This is a genomic window from Thioalkalivibrio sp. ALE25, assembly GCF_000377285.1.
Classification (GTDB): domain Bacteria; phylum Pseudomonadota; class Gammaproteobacteria; order Ectothiorhodospirales; family Ectothiorhodospiraceae; genus Thioalkalivibrio.
In genome coordinates, this window is the sequence record NZ_KB897937.1 from 16,164 (window position 1) to 32,720 (window position 16,557).

General features: G+C 66.3%; 15 protein-coding genes. 10 read left to right on the top strand and 5 right to left on the bottom strand.

Annotated features, from left to right (window positions below):
• Positions 1-111: 111 nt before the first annotated feature.
• From C996_RS0112150 to ntrC, 6 genes are all read left to right on the top strand, one after another.
• The gene (locus tag C996_RS0112150; RefSeq protein WP_018867707.1) at positions 112-837 is read left to right on the top strand and encodes a TIGR00730 family Rossman fold protein; all 726 of its coding nucleotides are present in this window, start codon (positions 112-114) and stop codon (positions 835-837) included.
• Positions 837-1,232: a DUF2782 domain-containing protein gene (locus tag C996_RS0112155; RefSeq protein ID WP_018867708.1), complete on the top strand. Its 396-nt coding sequence runs from the start codon at positions 837-839 to the stop codon at positions 1,230-1,232. The genes C996_RS0112150 and C996_RS0112155 overlap by 1 nt, the downstream gene beginning before the upstream one ends.
• Positions 1,226-2,086, top strand: a complete 861-nt coding sequence (locus C996_RS0112160) for a hypothetical protein (protein WP_018867709.1) — start codon at positions 1,226-1,228, stop codon at positions 2,084-2,086. The genes C996_RS0112155 and C996_RS0112160 overlap by 7 nt, the downstream gene beginning before the upstream one ends.
• A 112-nt stretch (positions 2,087-2,198) precedes the next feature.
• The gene (locus C996_RS0112165) at positions 2,199-2,855 is read left to right on the top strand and encodes a DUF4124 domain-containing protein (protein WP_018867710.1); all 657 of its coding nucleotides are present in this window, start codon (positions 2,199-2,201) and stop codon (positions 2,853-2,855) included.
• 184 nt (positions 2,856-3,039) lie between these two features.
• Entirely contained in the window at positions 3,040-4,137 is a 1,098-nt protein-coding gene (gene glnL / locus C996_RS0112175; protein ID WP_018867711.1) for a nitrogen regulation protein NR(II), read from the top strand.
• Positions 4,137-5,573: a nitrogen regulation protein NR(I) gene (gene ntrC, locus C996_RS0112180; protein ID WP_018867712.1), complete on the top strand. Its 1,437-nt coding sequence runs from the start codon at positions 4,137-4,139 to the stop codon at positions 5,571-5,573. Before glnL ends, ntrC begins: the two co-directional genes overlap by 1 nt.
• 254 nt (positions 5,574-5,827) lie before the next feature.
• On the opposite strand, the gene C996_RS0112185 is transcribed toward ntrC, so the two are convergent.
• The gene (locus tag C996_RS0112185; RefSeq protein WP_018867713.1) at positions 5,828-6,820 is read right to left on the bottom strand and encodes a dihydroorotate dehydrogenase; all 993 of its coding nucleotides are present in this window, start codon (positions 6,818-6,820) and stop codon (positions 5,828-5,830) included.
• On the opposite strand from C996_RS0112185, the gene C996_RS0112190 reads away from it, so the two are divergent.
• The 3 genes from C996_RS0112190 (at position 6,819) to C996_RS0112200 (ending at position 9,719) form a co-directional block, all read left to right on the top strand.
• A complete protein-coding gene (locus C996_RS0112190; RefSeq protein ID WP_018867714.1) occupies positions 6,819-7,283 on the top strand; it encodes a tRNA (cytidine(34)-2'-O)-methyltransferase in 465 nt (154 codons plus the stop codon). The genes C996_RS0112185 and C996_RS0112190 overlap by 2 nt on opposite strands.
• Positions 7,284-7,418: 135 nt before the next feature.
• On the top strand, positions 7,419-8,291 hold the full coding sequence (locus tag C996_RS0112195) for a dienelactone hydrolase family protein (RefSeq protein ID WP_018867715.1): 873 nt from the start codon (positions 7,419-7,421) through the stop codon (positions 8,289-8,291).
• A 219-nt stretch (positions 8,292-8,510) separates the two neighbouring features.
• Positions 8,511-9,719 carry a 6-phosphofructokinase gene (locus tag C996_RS0112200; protein ID WP_018867716.1) on the top strand — a complete coding sequence of 403 codons (1,209 nt, stop codon included), beginning with the start codon at positions 8,511-8,513 and terminating at the stop codon, positions 9,717-9,719.
• 110 nt (positions 9,720-9,829) lie between these two features.
• Here C996_RS0112200 and adk read toward each other — a convergent pair whose 3' ends face one another.
• A complete protein-coding gene (gene adk, locus C996_RS0112205) occupies positions 9,830-10,486 on the bottom strand; it encodes an adenylate kinase (protein WP_018867717.1) in 657 nt (218 codons plus the stop codon).
• A 151-nt stretch (positions 10,487-10,637) separates the two neighbouring features.
• On the opposite strand from adk, the gene C996_RS0112210 reads away from it, so the two are divergent.
• Complete coding sequence (locus C996_RS0112210; RefSeq protein ID WP_018867718.1) at positions 10,638-11,804, top strand: hypothetical protein; 1,167 nt, start codon at positions 10,638-10,640, stop codon at positions 11,802-11,804.
• A 68-nt stretch (positions 11,805-11,872) separates the two neighbouring features.
• Here C996_RS0112210 and C996_RS0112215 read toward each other — a convergent pair whose 3' ends face one another.
• From C996_RS0112215 to C996_RS0112225, 3 genes are read right to left on the bottom strand one after another with little or no spacing between them, the layout of a single operon-like run.
• On the bottom strand, positions 11,873-12,856 hold the full coding sequence (locus tag C996_RS0112215; protein WP_018867719.1) for a DmsC/YnfH family molybdoenzyme membrane anchor subunit: 984 nt from the start codon (positions 12,854-12,856) through the stop codon (positions 11,873-11,875).
• A gap of 17 nt (positions 12,857-12,873) precedes the next feature.
• A complete protein-coding gene (locus C996_RS0112220) occupies positions 12,874-13,605 on the bottom strand; it encodes a 4Fe-4S dicluster domain-containing protein (RefSeq protein ID WP_018867720.1) in 732 nt (243 codons plus the stop codon).
• Positions 13,602-16,466, bottom strand: a complete 2,865-nt coding sequence (locus C996_RS0112225; RefSeq protein WP_018867721.1) for a molybdopterin oxidoreductase family protein — start codon at positions 16,464-16,466, stop codon at positions 13,602-13,604. Before C996_RS0112225 ends, C996_RS0112220 begins: the two co-directional genes overlap by 4 nt.
• Positions 16,467-16,557: the final 91 nt, after the last annotated feature.

The following is a 16,557-nucleotide window of genomic DNA, read 5'->3' on the forward strand; positions in this document are numbered from 1 at the left end:
AATCCGGACAGGGAACGTGCGCCATTCTACAGGCCCGGCCCGGGCCGCGACCATTTGTGCGCGCCCGGGGGCGCCGGTACGCTGAAGCCTTCACCCTTGGGAACCCGCTGCATGAACAACCGCGAACGTGCCGAACACCCGGGCCTGCGCCCGATCGATGACTCCGCCCTGACCCGCGAGAGCTGGAAGATCTTCCAGATCATGGCGGAGTTCGTGGAGGGCTTCGAGCGCCTGGCGCATATCAAGCCCTCGGTGAGCATCTTCGGCTCCGCCCGCTTCCCGCCGGAGCATCGCTACTACCAGCTGGGCGAGGCAACCGCGCGGCAGCTCTCGGACGCCGGTTTCGCGGTGGTCAGCGGCGGCGGTCCGGGCATCATGGAGGCGGCCAACAAGGGGGCGTTCGCCGGGCGCTCGCCGAGCATCGGCCTGAATATCCAGTTGCCGCACGAGCAGAGTGCGAACGATTACCAGGACGTGGGCCTGGGGTTTCGTCACTTCTTTTCGCGCAAGGTGATGTTCGTCAAGTACGCCTCGGCCTACGTGGTGCTGCCCGGGGGCTTCGGGACGCTGGACGAGCTGGCGGAGATCCTGACCCTGGTGCAGACCGGCAAAACCCGGCGCATCCCGGTCGTGCTGGTGGGCAGCGAATTCTGGAAGGGCCTGCTCGACTGGTTCCGGGATACGCTCGTGGAGCAGGGCACCATTGACGAGGAAGACCTCCAGCTATACTCGCTGGTAGATTCACCGGAAGACGTGGTGGACGTGATCTTCGAGTACTACGAGGCGCGCAGCTTCGAGCCGTCCGCGGAAGAAAAGAAACGACTGATGGAACTGTGATGATGACCTCGATGCGTGCGAGCCTGCCCCTGTCGCTGCTGGCGGCCCTGCTGCTGGTCTCCGGCGCGGCGCTGGCGCAGGAAGAACGCGAGTGGGGGGGTGCCCCGCCGCCGCCGGAACTTGAAGAGGGTGCGGATCCGCCGCCCCCGGTGCTGGATGAACGCGCCCGCGAACAGCGCTCGCTGGAGGACGCCGACATCATCATCATCGAGCGCGACGGCGAGACCCGGCGCGAATACCGCGTGGGTGGCGAGCTGGTGATGGTCGAGGTCACGCCCGCCGTGGGCCCGACCTACTACCTGATCGACACCACGGGCGACGGCACGCTGGACGGTCGTCGCAACGAGCTGGATCCCAATTTCGTACCCCCCTCCTGGGTGATTTTCCGATGGTAGAGAACGAATCCGAGACCCGGGCCTGCGCCGATTCGACCGGCCTGGCCCTGACCCATGGCCCGAGCGGCCTCGAACTGGATGGCCGGCCGGTGCAGTGTCTGCGCCTGGCAGCCGCCGTGGCCCCGGCGCTCGAATCCGCGCTCGGCGAGGTACCTGGCGGCTGCGGTCGCGTGATCGGCCGGGGTGCGGATCCCGATTCTGGTGAGGTCCTGCTGGTGCTGGAGCGCGGTCAGGCGCCGCAGGGCGCGGTTGCGGCCGAGGGGCCCGGCAGTCTGGAGGCCCTGGGTGAGCGCGCCGCCGACTGGCAGGGGCGTCACACGGCCGGGGCCTTGCCCGTCGGCGAGGGCTACCGGCGCGGGGTGCTGCAGCAGCAGATGCGCGAGCGCGCCGATGCGATGGCGTCTACGCTGGATGCCGAGTCCCGGGCGATCCTGGACGCCGAGCTGCACCACCAGGGGCTCTACCGTTTCGAGGACCTGCCGCTGGCGGGAAGCTACTGGCAGTCCGTGCGCATCTACCCGGAAGGTGCCGGTCTTGCCGATCTGGTGATCCCGCCCGCGCCGGTACCGGCCTTCTGGCAGCTCGCGCGCATCGCCCTGGCGCTCGCCGTGGACGCCTCCGGACAGCCGGATGCCGATCGGTACCGGGCCGTGCTGGCCGGGTTCAATGCCCGGCGGCCACTGACTGCAATCGAACGCGGGGCGGCGCCCACGATGCTCCGCCTGGCCGCGCTGGATGACTGGCTGTCCGCGCTGGAGTCGGGAACGGCCGCGGCGGCCGAGCGGGATCGCCTCGCGACCCTGCAGGCCGATGCGGCGCGGCTACAGGGCGTCTGGGTTCGCGCGGCCGCCTGATCCCGGCTGGCCCGTGCCGGTGGCGCGGGACCTTCCGGGCTTGTGGTGGTCCGAACGTACGAGGGAGGCGGCGGGCCCGCAGCCGCGCTGCTTCATCCAAGGAGGAAGGCCCATGTTCCGAACCACGCTCTGGCTGGCCTTGCCGCTGGCTGTCCTTCTCGCCCCGGCGCTTGCGAGTGCCGACGTCTACCGCTGGACCGACGATCAGGGCAATGTCCATTTTGGTGACCGTCCGCCCGAGGGGCGCGCCAGCGAGCCCGTGGACGTGCGCGAGCCCATGCGCGCGGTCCCGCTGGAAGGCGCGCGGGAGATTCTCGAACGGCCCGTGCGGCCCCGCGGTCAGCCGGAGGCGGAGGGTGTGTACACGCGGGTCGCAATTGCCCGTCCGGAGGACGGTTCGGGGGTGCGCGCGAACGACGGCAATGTGAGCGCCGAGCTGGATCTCGAGCCAGCGCTGGATGCCGACGCGGGCCATCGCGTGATCTGGGTGCTGAACGGCGAGGAGGCGGGCGAGGGCCAGTCGCCCACGGCGACCTTCGAGGGGCTGAACCGCGGCGAGCATACGCTGCAGGCCCGGATCGTGGACGCATCCGGCGAGGAGCTGGGGGCGAGCGCGCCCATCGAGTTCAACGTGCTGCGGATGGCCATTCCGCGCGAGCAGCAACAGCAGCAGCGGCCGCAGCAATTCCCGCCCGGGGGTGCGCCGCAGGCGCCCAGGGCCCCGCAGGCGCCCCGAGCGCCCCAGCCGGTGACGCCGGCCCCGAACTGATAACTTCGATCTCTGCACTGAAATAGTGCGACAAAAGCCCCATGATGGTGCTATCATTGCACCATCATGGGGCGTTTTAGGTTCTGGGGGGTGGCGATTCGGCTGCGTTTTGTGACCGTGCCCCCGGCTTCGGCGCCCCGCCGGGCGATTCCCCCTTGGCGCGATTCCTGCTTGAGGCCTCTTGATGACCACGCCCGCTTCCAATTCCGGCCCGGCCACCCCGCCCTGGTGGGACGACCTCTCGACGGCCGTGCTGGTGACCGATGCCGAGCTTTGCCTGCTGAGCATGAACAGCGCCGCCGAGGTGCTGCTCGGTCTCAGTCGCGAACGCATCGTCGGGCATGGTCTGGGCCAGTGGCTCAAGCTGGACCGGAATCTGTCCAGCCGCCTGCGCTCGGCGCTGACGCTGGATCAGCCGATCACCCTGCGCGCGCGCCAGATGGAGCCGCTGCGGGCCGAAAGTTTCCTCGCCGACGTGGTCATCACCCCGCTCCATGGCGAGGGCGACAAGCCGGGGCAGTTGCTGTTCGAGCTGAATGCGATCGATCGCCACGAGCGCATCAGCCGCGAGGAGCAGTTGCAGAAGCAGCAGGCGATCACCCGCGCGGTGACCCGGGGGCTGGCCCACGAGATCAAGAACCCGCTAGGGGGGCTACGGGGGGCGGCGCAATTGCTTGCCAGCGAGCTGGACGACTCGGGCCTGAAGGAATACACCCAGATCATCATTCGCGAGGCCGACCGGCTGCGCAGCCTGGTTGATCGCATGCTGGGGCCGAACAACCTGCCGCGACGCGAGCCCGTCAACCTGCACGAGGTGCTGGAGCACGTGCGGGGCCTGGTCAGTGTGCAGCTGCCGCTGGGTCTGAAGATCCGCGGCGACTATGACCCCAGCATCCCGGACGTGCAGGCCGATCGCGACATGCTGGTGCAGGCGATCCTGAATCTGGTGCAGAACGCGGTGCATGCGCTGGAGGACGGGGGCGAGATCACCCTGAGCTCGCGCATCCTGCGCCAGTACACCATCTCCGGCCATCGCCACCGCCTGGTCGCCAAGCTGAGCGTGCGCGACAACGGGCCCGGTATCCCGGAGGAGATCCGCGAACGCATCTTCTTCCCCATGGTGACCGGCCGCGCCGCCGGGACCGGGCTCGGGTTGCCCATTGCCCAGAGCCTGGTCCAGCTGCACGACGGTCTGATCGAATGCCATTCGCGCCCGGGGGCGACCACGTTCGACATCCTGCTGCCCCTTGAACCCCCGAAGGCCCGGGAGGCCAGGAAGTGATGGAGCCCACTGTCTGGATTATTGACGACGACGACTCGATTCGCTGGGTGCTGGAACGCGCCCTCCAGCGTCACGCGATCGCGGTGCGCGGCTTCGAGACCGCGGACGCCGCCTGGGCGGCGCTCGACCGGGACCCGGTGCCGGACACCATCGTCGCCGATATCCGCATGCCGGGACTGAATGGCCTGGACTTCCTCGCGCGCATGCAGACGCGCCCCGATCCGCCGCCGGTGATCATCATGACAGCCTTCTCCGATCTGGAGAGCGCCGTGGGCGCCTACCAGACCGGGGCCTTCGAGTACCTGCCCAAGCCGTTCGATGTGGACGAGGCCGTGGCCCTGGTGCAGCGGGCACTGGAGGCGCGGCGCGCCGGGCAGGACAACGGCACCGCTGGCCCCGAGATCGAGGAGACCCCGATCATCGGCGAGGCCCCGGCGATGCAGGAGATGTTCCGCGCCATCGGCCGCCTGTCGCGCAGCAACATCACCGTGCTGATCAACGGGGAGTCGGGCACCGGCAAGGAACTGGTCGCCCGTGCCCTGCACCAGCACAGCCCGCGCGCCGATCAGCCGCTGATTGCCCTGAATACCGCGGCCATCCCCAAGGATTTGCTGGAGAGTGAACTGTTCGGCCACGAACGTGGTGCGTTTACCGGCGCCAACCAGAGCCGCAAGGGCCGTTTCGAACAGGCCGATGGCGGCACGTTGTTCCTCGACGAGATCGGCGACATGCCGTTCGACCTGCAGACCCGACTGCTGCGCGTGCTGTCCGATGGCACCTTCTACCGCGTGGGTGGCCATACGCCGATCCGGGTGGACGTGCGCATCATCGCCGCGACCCACCAGGACCTAGAGGAACGCGTGCGCGCGGGGCTGTTCCGCGAGGATCTGTTCCACCGTCTGAACGTGATCCGGATCCATGTGCCGTCCCTGCGCGAGCGCCCGGAGGACATCCCGCTGCTGGTGCAGCATTTCATGGCCGAGGTGGCGCAGGAACTGGGGGTCGAAGCCAAGACCATGCGCCCCGAGGTGGTAGCGGAGCTGCAGCGCCTGCCCTGGCCGGGCAACGTTCGTCAGCTGGAAAACACCTGCCGCTGGCTGACCGTGATGGCGTCGGGCCGCGAGGTCCACCTTGACGACCTCCCGGCCGAGCTGCACCAGCCCGCCGAGACCCGGGCCGAGCCGGACGGTGGCCCGGCCGGCGTGGTCGCCGGCCCGCGGGACTGGACGGCCGAACTGGCCCAGGTGGCCCGCCAGCACTGGCAGCGTGGAGACCAGGACCTGCTGGGTTCGGTGCTGCCGCAACTGGAGCGCACGGTCATCCGCGAGGCCCTGAACGCCACCGGCGGCCACCGCCAGCAGGCGGCGGCCCTGCTCGGCTGGGGGCGCAACACCCTCACCCGCAAGATCCAAGAACTCGGCCTCGACGACGACTAGGCTGATTTCACCACGAAGCACACGAAGGCACGAAGAACGGCCAGGTCAAAAGCGGTTCACAGGAAGAAGGGAAGATGGGAAGGGTTTTTGGGTAAAGGCCGCTGGCCCGTGTCCTGGGGCCTGCCCGGCGGGTTGATCAGTCCCGGGGCACCATTCCCGCATTCTTCCGTCCTTCCCATCTTCCTGTTAATGCTCTATCGCTTTTGATCTGGCCGTTCTTCGTGCCTTCGTGTGCTTCGTGGTGAAACAGGCCTTCAGGTGGTGGGGTCCTGCGGGGCGGGCGGGGCGCAGGCGGAGACGGCGCCGTTGAGTTGCAGGGTGCCGGTCAGGTCACGTACGTGGGTGTAGCCGTGGCGGTCCATGTAGTCGCTGATGCCGTGGAGGATCTTGGGCAGACACAGCGGATCGTAGAACAGCCCGGTGCCCACGCCGACGGTGCTGGCGCCGGCGATCAGGAACTCCAGCGCGTCGGTCGCGTTCATCACGCCGCCCTGGCCGATGATCGGCACGTTGTGCGGCGCGGCCACCTGATAGACCTGCTGGACCTTCAGCAGCGCAATCGGCTTGATCGCGGGCCCCGAGAGCCCGCCCTGGTTGTTGCCGATCACCGCGCGCCGATTCTCGACGTCCACCGCCATGCCCATCAGCGTGTTGATCACCGCAAAGGCGTCGGTGCCGGCCTCGATGCAGCGGCGGGCGTTTTCGGCGATGTCGGTCTGGTTGGGCGAAAGCTTGGTGATCAGCGGCTTGGAGGTGACCTTGCGACAGGCCTCGACCACGCGTGCGGACATGTCCGGGTCGTTGCCGAAGGCGACCCCGCCTTCCTTTACATTGGGGCAGGAGATGTTGATCTCGATGGCGTCGATGGGCGAGTCGTCGAAGCGGCGGGTGACCTCGATGTACTCCTCGATGGTGGAGCCGGAGACATTGGCAAAGAAGCGGGTCTCCTCGAAGTCCAGCTGCGGCAGGGTGTGGTCCACCACGTGGTCCACGCCCGGGTTCTGCAGGCCGATGGCGTTGAGCATGCCGTCCGGGGTCTCGTAGACCCGGTGCGGCGCGTTGCCCAGACGGGCCTGGCCGGTGGTGCCCTTCAGGCAGATCGCACCGGCGTCGCGATTGGAGAAGCCGGCCACGCGGGTGTACTCCTCGCCGAAGCCGACGCAGCCGGACAGCAGCACCAGCGGCGTGTTCAAATGCAGCCCGCAGAACTCCAGGGCCAGCCGCGGATCGGTGCGCGAATCACTCATGCTTCACATCGTCCTCTTTCAACCGGAGATCCCGCCGAACACCGGGAACATCATTCGTCTGGCGGCCAATACCGGCGCCGCGCTGCACCTGATCCATCCGCTCGGTTTCGAGCTGGACAGCGCGCGGGCGCGCCGCGCCGGGCTCGATTATCACGAGCTGGCCCGGGTGCAAGAGTATGACAGCCTCGAACAGTGGCGGGAATCGGTGCGGCCCGACCGGGTCTTCGCCATCACCACGCGCGGCCACGCCCGCTATGATGCGCCGGCCTTCCGCGCTGGCGATGCCCTGTTGTTTGGCCCCGAGACCCGCGGTCTTCCCCACTCGGTGCTCGAAGCCCTGCCTCCCGGGCAGCGCTTGCGCCTGCCCATGCAGCCCGGCAGCCGCAGCCTGAATCTCTCCAACGCAGTCGCCGTGGTCGTCTACGAGGCTTGGCGCCAGCTCGGGTTTTCCGGCGGAGACTAGGAGTCTGTCGGATCTGGGCGATCTGCTGCGCCCCCCGGCAGGGCCTCGCCATTTGCACTACCCTCGGAAGAAAGCCCGCGAGCGGCCCGTCTCCCTGTGACGGCCCTGTCCACATTGATCCGCACGAGGTTCCCGATGGTTTCTGTACTGCGTCCTCTCCTGTTCCTGGCGGCTGCCAGCCTGTTCGTAGCGCCGCTGGCGGCCGATGAACCCACCGGTTCCGACAACTGGTGGTGGGATGACGACTGGTGGGAAGACGGCGTGATGTATTCCGATCTGGAGAACCACGAGGTCACCATTGAACGCATCGAATACCAGCGCGACGGCATCGACATCCCGGCGATGGTGGCAAGACCGGCCGATGGCGAGGCCTATCCGGCGATCCTCTGGACCCACGGCCGGCGCGGCCTGGACGACCTGGCCGAACTGCACGTGAAGCGCCTGGCCGCCCGCGGCTTCGTGGTGCTGGCGCCGGACCTGTACACCGGCCGCTTCATGGAGAGCCACCCGCTGGATCATGACTACGAGCTGGAAGGCGATCTGAACAGCGGGCTGGATGTCCTGCTGGCGCGTGACGACATCGCGGGCGACCGTGCCTGCCTGGTCTCCATCACTCGTGGCGGCTACAAGACCCTGAAGGTCGCCGTCACCTTCGAGCGCCAGGTCGAGGATGTCGCCTGCTGGGCCGGCTACTACCCGCACCTGCAGGACCCGAATCTGGGCGAGCCGCACCAGGTGTACCGCTACGCCAACGAGGTCAATCAGCTCGAGATCCCGATGATGATCCTGATCGGCGACGAGGAGCAGTACCAGCGCCACCGTACCGCGCGCATGGCCGCGGATGGACTGGAGAGCCGCGGCGGTGATGTCACCTGGATCGAATATCCCGGTGTGGGTCGCGGCTTCGACTTCCGCAACGGCAATAACCGCACCTTCGCCGATGACCTCGCCTCGCGCGACGCGATGATTCGGGTCACGCACTTCGTCAATCAGCACCTGCGCGACTGAGTTCTGCCTTGCCCCCTGCCAGGGGGCACAACTGACGCTTATGCAGGTAGGCCCGCCGGGCTGTGCGCCATTAAATAAGTTTCTGATAATACAATTAAACAATTCCGTACACAGGGTGCGGAATTTGCTATCTTCGGGCTTTGTTGCATCGAGATGCCCCGGTCGCTATGCGGCCGGTTCACCGATGGTTCGCACGCAAGTCGCAAAAGGAGGACGAAGATGGCCAAGGTTCTGATCGCCCAGGGTGGAGGCCCGACGGCGGTAATCAATCAATCCATGGTGGGTGCGGTCCTCGAGGCCCGGAAATTCACCGACGTCGAACTGGTCTACGGGGCCTTCCACGGGGTCCGCGGGATCATCGACGAGGAATTCCTGGACCTGACCCAGGAGACCACCCACAACCTGGAGATGGTCGCGCAGACGCCCTCGTCCGCCCTGGGGTCCACGCGCGACAAGCCGGACCTTGACTACTGCAAGGAGATCTTCAAGGTCCTGAAGGCCCACGAGATCACCTACTTCTTCTATATCGGCGGCAACGACTCCTCCGACACGGTCCGCATCGTCAGCGAGGAGGCGCGCAAGGCCAACTATCCGATGCGCTGCGTGCACATCCCGAAGACGATCGACAACGACCTGGTGGAGAACGACCACACGCCGGGTTTCCCGTCGGCGGCACGGTTCGTGGCGCAGGCCTTTATTGGTGCCAACCTCGACAACTACGCCCTGCCGGGGATCTATCTGGCGGTGGTCATGGGGCGTCATGCCGGTTTTCTCACCGCGGCCTCCGCGCTCGGCAAGAAATTCCCGGATGACGGGCCGCACCTGATCTACGTGCCGGAGCGGGTGTTCGAGGTCGACCAGTTCCTGAAGGATGTGAAGGCCACCATGGATCGCCACGGCCGCTGCGTGATTGCTGTGAGCGAAGGCATCCACGATGCCAACGATGAACCCATCGCGACCAAGCTGGCGAAGGATGTCGAGAAGGATGCCCACGGTAACGTCCAGCTCTCCGGTACCGGGGCGCTGGCGGACATGCTGTGTGGCGAGATCCGCGACAAGCTGGGGGTGAAGCGGGTGCGTGGCGACACCTTCGGCTATCTGCAGCGGGCCTTTATTGGCTGTGTGTCGGATGTCGACCAGCGCGAGGCCCGCGAGGTGGGCGAGAAGGCCGTGCAGTTCGCGATGTGGGAAGGGCGCGACGGTTCGGTGGCGATCAAGCGCACCGGCTTTTACTCGGTGGACTACGAGTATGTGCCGCTGGAGGCGGTCGCCGGCAAGACCAAGGTGATGCCGGACGAGTTCATCGATGCCTCGGGCACCGATGTGACCGATGCCTTCCGCATGTACCTGCGGCCCCTGCTGGGTTCCGGTATGCCGGATGCCTACCGGCTGCGGCAGAACAAGGTGACCAAGGTGCTCGGTCGCTAGCAGAAAGCCCCTGGTCCCGTGTCTGGGGCCAGGGGCCAGGGGCCAGGGGCCAGCTGGGGCGTGTGCCCCGCCTTTACAAAGACCCGCCCGGAAGACCGGGCGGGTCTTTGCTATCCGAGGGCCTTGAAGATCTGGTCGCGGATGTCTTCCACCGATCCGGTCCCCTTGATATGGACGCACTTCGGGGCGTCAGGCTCGCCGCTTTCCTCCCACTTGGCGTAGAAGTCGACCAGCGGCTGGGTCTGGCTGTGATAGGCCTCCAGGCGCTTGCGCACCGTCTCTTCGTTGTCGTCCTCGCGCTGGATCAGGTCCTCGCCGGTGACGTCGTCCTTGCCCTCGACCTTCGGCGGGTTGAACTCGACGTGGTAGGTGCGACCGGAGCCCGGGTGCACCCGCCGCCCGCTCATGCGCCGGATCACCTCTTCGTCCGGGACATCCACCTCCACGACAAAGTCGAGCGGCACGTTCTGTTCCTTCAGGGCCTCGGCCTGCGGGATGGTGCGCGGAAAGCCGTCGAACAGGAAGCCGGTGTCGCAGCAATCGGGCTGCTCCACGCGTTCCTTCACCAGACCCAGGATGATGTCGTCGGAGACCAGGCCGCCTGCATCCATGACCTCCTTGGCCTTCATGCCCAGTGGGGTGCCTGCGTTCACCGCCGCGCGCAGCATGTCGCCGGTAGAGATCTGCGGGATGTTGTACTTCTCGCAGATGTACTGGGCTTGCGTGCCCTTGCCGGCGCCGGGCGCCCCCAACAGAATCAGTCGCATGCTCTCGCTCCTCTGAGGAGTGGGTGGTTGTGCTATGGTCGCGGCAGACACTCCCGAGCCGCGCAAGTTACAGTACAGGCATTGTGGTTGTAGGTACAAGTCCGCCCGCGCCGCCCTGGCATCGCCCCCCTGCAAGGAGTCACTGACCGTCATGCAAGCCGGCCCCCGCGAGATCACCACGCCGTTTCGGCCCATCCCCCTGGACATCCCGGAGGGCATGAAACCCAACGAATTCTTCAACAGCACCGAAAACCTGGCGGACCTGGTCCACAACAACGGGCTGCTGGTGAATCCGGAAAACCTGCTGCTCTATCGCAAGGCGCTGGGGCACAGCAACGAGTTCGACTGTTCCATCATCTACAACACCTCGCAGACCATCCTCGACCCGATGGGCCGCCCGGTGCGGCGCACCCAGGTGCCGGAGCCGGTGCGGCATGTCTGGAACCGGATGAACGGGGTGATCATCGAGTACATGCTGGAGCAGTACCCGGACCCGGCCGAGGCCCTGGTGCTGGCGGGCGAGGCCAGCCTGGATGCGACCTGGCCGCTGACCGCGCCGGGGGTGCCCAGCATCCGCATGCTGCACAACCATTTCATCGTCTTTCCGAAGTCGGAACTGGCCGATGCGCCGCTGGCGGATCCGGGCAATCCCAACCTGACCGATGGCGGGCAGCACAGCCTGTTCCAGGCCTATATGCGCGATGTCTACCGGGCGTTCTTTACCCGGGCCCTGGATCTGCAGATCCTGCGCCCGGCGTCCGATCACGAGGCGCGCCTCGGGTTGACCGGCTACCCGCATGGGCTGCCGAGCTGGGAGATCCAGGGCGGGGTCGAGGCGCTGAAGGACATCCGCTTCTGGCGCGAATACGACGCCGTCCTGCAGGGCTTTCTGGACTTCTACCGCACCTTTTTCTCGCAGGTCTCCACCCGCAATGCCCCGATGCCCGAGGGCGTGCATTTTCCCGATGCGGTGGAGGAGGTCCTGCTGTTCAACAATGACTTCCTGAAGACCGCCAAGAAGGTACGCGACCGTTGCTTTACCGATGCCAAGTACGCGCATGCCATTCGCTGGCAGCCGGCCTTCAAGCAGCTGATCTACCGCAATGACGAGGGCCGCCTGATCGTGACGATCAGCCAGAACTCGATCGGCAACGCGATCACCGAACTGCTGGGGGTGGTGGTCAACCGGGTGCCGGACGCGGAGGCCTACGAGCGCGTCGAACCGGCTCTGGTCGAGAAGCTGCTGGAGGTGCGTCGCCGCCTGGTAGAGGTCGATCTGGGGGAAGGCATCGCGACGGAGGGCTGGCCTGCCACCTGAGCGGTCTGTTTGAAACAGGGCCCGTAGTGGGGGTGGACGGGGGGCGGCCAGGCCGCCCCCGACCGGGGTCAGGCGACCGACTGGTAGTAGATGTTCTGCGGGTGGTTGGCCTGGGCGAAGAAGAACCAGCGCTCGGCCACCAGTCCCAGGTACTGGATGACAAACGCGGCGATCAGCACATTGACCGGGTCGACCCGGGTGACCAGGGCGATCAGGAGCAGGAGCGCCGGGATCGCGAACGCCCCCAGCAGGAAGATCCACTTCATCCCGCGCAGGAACGTCGCGGACATGTGGTGAAAGAACTCCCGGGTGTTGAACGAACCGCCCATGAAGCCCTGGGACTTCTGCTGGATCTTCGGGTGTTTCACGCCGATCGCGGTCTGCACCGTGGATTTCGACTTGATACGGGCGTTGCGCACCAGCGATGCGATGCGGGTGGCCAGGCCCAGCAGCGTCAGCACGATCGCCACCGTCGCCAGGAAGGCGACCAGCGGGACACCGGCCCAGGCCGCATAGGCAGCCGCCAGCGTGAAGCCGTTGGCAGCGCCCAGCACGGTGTAGTTCACCACGGTCAGCGGGGAGTGCCATTCCTGCAGGAACTTGATGCAGGCGTAGATCATCGCGGTCGTGACATACAGAACGATCGCCAGCAGCGCGCCGATGGCACCGAGCACGACGGTCGGCAGGATGGGGACGTCCCCGGCCAGCGTGCCCAGAGGCGGGTTGAACCCGAACGCGTGGGCCGCGCCGTACAGGAAGACCACGCCCATGAACGCCGGGAGCACGATCACCTCGCGCGACAGCCACGAGGTGCGCCACTTGGTGGCGGTGCGCCAGGCGCGTTCCGGGCGCCCCAGGTGGAAGAACGAGGCGACCAGCCCGAGGACCAGGAAGACCAGGGCGAGTGCGGAGCCCAGCGCCAGGAAGTCCGAACCGGGCGGCGGCAGCACGCCCAGAAGACTGAGAGACTCGGCACCGAACAGACCGAGAAACAGGCCCTGGCCGGCGCCGATCAGGGTGGTGAGAAAGATAACCGAGAAGGCTGGATGCATAGTGTCTTCGTCCCTGTTTACCAGCTGGTGACGTCGTCGAGCGAGGGTTCTTCCTGCCCGGGCTTCGGCAGCTGACTGTCGATCTTCAGCGGGTTGTCGGCGCGCTCCACCTCGTCCTCGCGGATGGTCAGCTGAGTCTTGCGTCGTGGCAGGTAGTGATTGGCCGGTTTGGTGCCCCATTCCGGCATCAGCTGGTAGCCGCCCGCTTCCCGGATCGCCTTCGAGACGACCGATTCGGGGTCATGAATGTCCCCGTAGAGTCGTGCGTTGGTCGGACAGGCCCGTACGCAGGCGGGTTTGCGATCCCACTCCGGCAGCTCCTCGTTGTAGATGCGGTCCACGCACAGGGTGCACTTGGTCATCACCTTGCTTTCGGTGTCCACCTCGCGCACCCCGTAGGGGCAGGCCCAGGAGCAGTACTTGCAGCCGATGCACTTGTCGTAATCGACCAGCACGATGCCGTCCGACTCGCGCTTGTAGGAGGCCCCGGTCGGGCAGACCGGCACGCAGGGAGGCTCTTCGCAGTGCAGGCAGGACTTGGGAAAGTGGACCGTCTCGGTATTCGGGTATTCACCGACCTCGAAACTCTGCACGCGGTTGAAGAAGGTACCGGTGGGATCCGCGTCGTAGGGGTTCTGGTCGACCAGCGGGCCGGCATCGCCCGAGGTGTTCCATTCCTTGCAGCTGGTGACGCAGGCGTGGCAGCCCACGCAGACGTTGAGATCGATGACAAGGGCGAGTTGGGTCATTTCTTACCTCCTATTCCCGCAAAGAAGTTCACCACACGGGCCCGCTTGGACTGGCCGGGGTAGGGGTGCAGGGCCTTGAACTGGGGCGATGTCTCCTGCGGCGCCCCTTCTTCGGCCTTGTAGATGCGAACGCGTACGTCGTACCAGGCGGCCTGGCCGGTCACCGGGTCGGAGTTGGAGATCGGGCCTTCATCGCCCGGGAGCTCCTCGGAGATCAGGTGATTCAGCAGGAAACCCTTGCGCGACTCGTTGGCCTCGGGTGTCAGGTTCCAGGCCCCCGCGGCCTTGCCGATCGCGTTCCAGGTCCAGACCGTTCCGGGTTCGACCGCCTCGGAGTACTTGGCCATGCAGCGTACCCGGCCCCACTGGCTTTCCACCCAGATCCAGTCCTCGTCGTTGATCCCGGCGGCGCGCGCGGTGCGCGAATTCACGTAGAGCAGGTTGTGCGCGTGGATCTGTCGCAGCCAGGCGTTCTGGGAGTCCCAGGAGTGGTACATCGCCATGGGACGCTGGGTGATCGCGGCCAACGGATAGGTGTGCTTGTTGGTGGTCTGGTATTCCAGTGGGTCGTAGTAGAACGGCAGCGGGTCGAAGAAGGTCTCCACGCGTTTGGCCAGATGCGCCGGGGCCTTGCGCGATGGGCCCTTGCCCTGGGCGGCGGCGCGGAACTTCATCAGCACCTCGGAATAGAGGTGGATCAGGATCGGCTCGCCAAAGCGCGTGATGCGGTTGCGCTGCGACCACTCGAGATAACCCTTGTTCCAGTTGCGCATGTACTGGTAGCTGCGCGGCAGCTCGTACTGGAATACGCAGTTGTTCTGGGCGTACATCTCCCACTGGTTGGGGTTGGGTTCGCCGCGCAGGGATTTCTCCCCGCCCTTGCCGCGCCAGCCGGCCAGGAAGCCGATACCGGAGCCCGGTTCGGTCTCGTAGTTGACGACGAAGTCGGGGTAGTCGCGGAATTTGCGCTCCCCGTTCTCGTTCACGAACGCCGGCAGTTTCAGGCGCGAGCCGAGCTCGATCAGGACTTCCTGGAACGGCTTGCACTCGCCCTTGGGCGGCACCACCGGGATGCGCACCGAGTCCACCGGGCCGTCGAACTCGGAGATCGGGCGGTCCAGCATGGACATCACGTCGTGGCGTTCCAGATAGGTGGTATCCGGAAGGATCAGATCCGCGAACGCGGTCATCTCGGACTGGAACGCGTCCGCGACGACCAGGAACGGGATCTTGTAGTCCCCGTTGTCATCCTTGTCGTTCAGCATCTTGCGGACCTCTTCCGTGTTCATGGTCGAGTTCCACGCCATGTTGGCCATGAAGATCAGCAAGGTGTCGATCGGGTAGGGGTCCCCGCGCCAGGCGTTGGTGATGGCGTTGTGCATCATGCCGTGCACGGCCAGCGGGTATTCCCAGGAGAAGGCCTTGTCGAGGCGTACCGGCTCGCCCTTGTCGTCCACGAACAGGTCGTCCGGGTCCGCGGGCCAGCCGAGCACCATGCCGTCCAGCGGCTTGCCTGGCTGCACGCCCTCCGGCCCCTTGGGCGTGCGGGCGCAGGGTGGAATCGGACGCGGGAACGGCGCCTTGTGGCGGAAGCCGCCGGGGCGGTCGATGGTGCCCAGCAGCGACATCAGAATCGACAGCGAACGGATGGTGTGGAAGCCGTTGGAGTGCGCGGCCAGTCCGCGCATCGCATGGAACGACACCGGGTTCCCGGTGACGGATTCGTGTTCCACGCCCCAGGAGTCGGTCCAGGCAATGGGGAGTTCGATGCGCTGGTCGCGCGCGGTAACGCCCATTTCGTGGGCCAGCCGGCGAATGTCCTCGGCATCGATCCCGGTGATCCGGGCGGCCCATTCCGGCGTGTATTCGGCGACCCGGTCCTGCAGCAGCTGGAAGGCGGGCTTGGCCGGGGTGCCGTCATCCAGGGTGAACTCGCCGAGCAGGAAGGGATCGGCATCCGGCGTGTGGGTCGGCACCGCGCGTCCGGTCTTGCGGTCCCACCACAGTTGGTTCTGCGCGTCGTAGCAGCCCTCCTCGGGCGGATCCTCGGTGCGCAGGAACATGCCGAAGTCGTCTTGCTCCTCGTTCATGTTCACCAGCTGGCCGGCATTGCTGTAGCGGACCAGGAAGTCGCGGTCGTACAGGCCCTTGTTGATGATCTCGTGGATCAGTGCCAGCAGCAGGGCACCGTCGGTCCCGGGGCGGATCGGCACCCATTCGTCGGCGATGGCCGAGTAGCCGGTGCGCACCGGGTTGATGGAGATGAAGCGCCCGCCCTGGCGCTTGAACTTGGAGATCGCCACCTTCAGCGGGTTGGAGTGGTGGTCCTCCGCGGTGCCGATCATCACGAACAGCTTCGAGCGTTCCAGGTCGGGGCCGCCAAACTCCCAGAACGAGCCGCCGATGGTGTAGATCATGCCGGCGGCCATGTTCACCGAGCAGAAGCCGCCGTGGGCCGCGTAGTTGGGGGTGCCGAACTGCTTGGCGAACAGCCCGGTCAGGGCCTGCATCTGGTCGCGCCCGGTAAACAGGGCAAAGCGTTTCGGGTCGGTCTCGCGGATGTGCCCGAGGCGTTCGGCGAGGATCTCGAAGGTCTCTTCCCAGGAGATCGGCTCGAACTCGCCATCCCCGCGCTCGGCGCCGGCCTTGCGCCGCAGGGGCTGGGTCAGCCGCGCGGGCGAGTGCTGTTTCATGATCCCGGAGGCGCCCTTGGCGCAGATCACGCCTTCGTTGATCGGGTGCTCCGGGTTGCCATCGATGTAGCGCACCTCCCCGTCGCGCAGGTGCACCCGGATGCCGCAGCGGCAGGCGCACATGTAACAGGTGGTGTTCTTGATTTCCTGCGACGGGGTCTGTGCCATAAATCGTCAACGCCTTGTAAGTTAGACAATCGCGATATACTGCAATACCCCTTACTTCGATCGGGGTTACCCCCACTATGCAGTTCCGGGG

What these genes read in the sequence shown, in the direction of transcription:
- adk (WP_018867717.1), bottom strand. Translation starts at nt 10,486, where the DNA reads ATGCGACTGATTCTGTTGGGGGCGCCCGGCGCCGGCAAGGGCACGCAA.
- C996_RS0112185 (WP_018867713.1), bottom strand. Translation starts at nt 6,820, where the DNA reads ATGAGTGATTCGCGCACCGATCCGCGGCTGGCCCTGGAGTTCTGCGGG.
- C996_RS0112155 (WP_018867708.1), top strand. Translation starts at nt 837, where the DNA reads ATGATGACCTCGATGCGTGCGAGCCTGCCCCTGTCGCTGCTGGCGGCC.
- C996_RS0112200 (WP_018867716.1), top strand. Translation starts at nt 8,511, where the DNA reads ATGGCCAAGGTTCTGATCGCCCAGGGTGGAGGCCCGACGGCGGTAATC.
- C996_RS0112210 (WP_018867718.1), top strand. Translation starts at nt 10,638, where the DNA reads ATGCAAGCCGGCCCCCGCGAGATCACCACGCCGTTTCGGCCCATCCCC.
- C996_RS0112225 (WP_018867721.1), bottom strand. Translation starts at nt 16,466, where the DNA reads ATGGCACAGACCCCGTCGCAGGAAATCAAGAACACCACCTGTTACATG.
- C996_RS0112165 (WP_018867710.1), top strand. Translation starts at nt 2,199, where the DNA reads ATGTTCCGAACCACGCTCTGGCTGGCCTTGCCGCTGGCTGTCCTTCTC.
- glnL (WP_018867711.1), top strand. Translation starts at nt 3,040, where the DNA reads ATGACCACGCCCGCTTCCAATTCCGGCCCGGCCACCCCGCCCTGGTGG.
- C996_RS0112190 (WP_018867714.1), top strand. Translation starts at nt 6,819, where the DNA reads ATGCTTCACATCGTCCTCTTTCAACCGGAGATCCCGCCGAACACCGGG.
- C996_RS0112215 (WP_018867719.1), bottom strand. Translation starts at nt 12,856, where the DNA reads ATGCATCCAGCCTTCTCGGTTATCTTTCTCACCACCCTGATCGGCGCC.
- C996_RS0112195 (WP_018867715.1), top strand. Translation starts at nt 7,419, where the DNA reads ATGGTTTCTGTACTGCGTCCTCTCCTGTTCCTGGCGGCTGCCAGCCTG.
- C996_RS0112150 (WP_018867707.1), top strand. Translation starts at nt 112, where the DNA reads ATGAACAACCGCGAACGTGCCGAACACCCGGGCCTGCGCCCGATCGAT.
- C996_RS0112160 (WP_018867709.1), top strand. Translation starts at nt 1,226, where the DNA reads ATGGTAGAGAACGAATCCGAGACCCGGGCCTGCGCCGATTCGACCGGC.
- ntrC (WP_018867712.1), top strand. Translation starts at nt 4,137, where the DNA reads ATGGAGCCCACTGTCTGGATTATTGACGACGACGACTCGATTCGCTGG.
- C996_RS0112220 (WP_018867720.1), bottom strand. Translation starts at nt 13,605, where the DNA reads ATGACCCAACTCGCCCTTGTCATCGATCTCAACGTCTGCGTGGGCTGC.